This window comes from Vibrio sp. 10N.222.46.A1 (assembly GCF_041473595.1).
GTDB lineage: Bacteria > Pseudomonadota > Gammaproteobacteria > Enterobacterales > Vibrionaceae > Vibrio > Vibrio tasmaniensis_A.
This window is the reverse complement of the sequence record NZ_JBFRSN010000891.1, coordinates 1-960: the sequence shown is the minus strand read 5'-3', so window position 1 is coordinate 960 and position 960 is coordinate 1. Positions and strand designations below refer to the sequence as shown.

General features: G+C 45.9%; 1 protein-coding gene. It reads right to left on the bottom strand.

Annotated features, from left to right (window positions below):
• A partial coding sequence (locus AB4496_RS21555; RefSeq protein WP_372131908.1) for a cation:proton antiporter occupies positions 1-845 on the bottom strand: 845 nt, incomplete at its 3' end.
• Positions 846-960 lie beyond the last annotated feature (115 nt).

Genomic DNA, 960 nt, shown 5'->3' with positions numbered 1-960 from the left:
AAGATAAACAAGGCGGAAATGAGTAACACGGTTAGGGTCTCTTTGAACTCTATAATATCTTCAAGATCCAACCCTTTCACGTTGGCGAGCCAGATACCCATGATGGTCACGGTTAATAGGCCAGACTCTTCACTCAGATCATTAGAAAAAGAGAACGCCGCCAACATCAACGTTAGAACAGCCACGTTACGCAAATAGTGCGGAACCCAATGCCCTTTCAGCATCTTGGCAATCAAATAGCCGCCGATGATCCCTAAGCCTAAACCGATGGCTAGAGTCAGCCCCAAGGCCGACAGTACATGGCTGGTAGGATCGGCTGAAGAGACAATGTATTCGTAAACAAGAACAGCAAACAGGGCGCCAATCGGATCAATCACTATCCCCTCCCAGCGCAAGATACTCCCTAACGAAGATTTGGGCTGAATGCTGCGCAGCATGGGAACAATAACGGTTGGACCCGTCACCACCACTAAGGCAGCAAACAGCGCGGCTAATGGCCAACTGAAGTCCACAAAGTAATAAGCACCAACGACAATGCACGCCCATGTAATCAACATGCCGATACTCACTAGGTGCGTCACCATGCGACCATGACCTCTTATTTCCTTGAAATTCAGGGTCAATGCACCTTCAAACAAAATGATGGCGACACCTAATGAAATCAGCGGAAATAGCACGTCACCAAAAATGGCATCGGGATTAAGGATGTTAAGACCGGGACCTAAAAGTAGGCCGACAATAAGAAGAGGAAGAATAGCTGGAAGACGTAAGCGCCAGCCTAACAATTGACACGTTAAAGACAGCAGTCCAATTAACGCCAAAGAAGAAGTAATCGACAAATCCATTTGTGCCCCTAAAAAATTTGCACCACACCTTGTGATACAAACCTATTTGCTGAAACAAGAAAGCCTATGTCATTAAACTATAGGCTCTCTTTTTCATGCTAACCGAATATTAGTG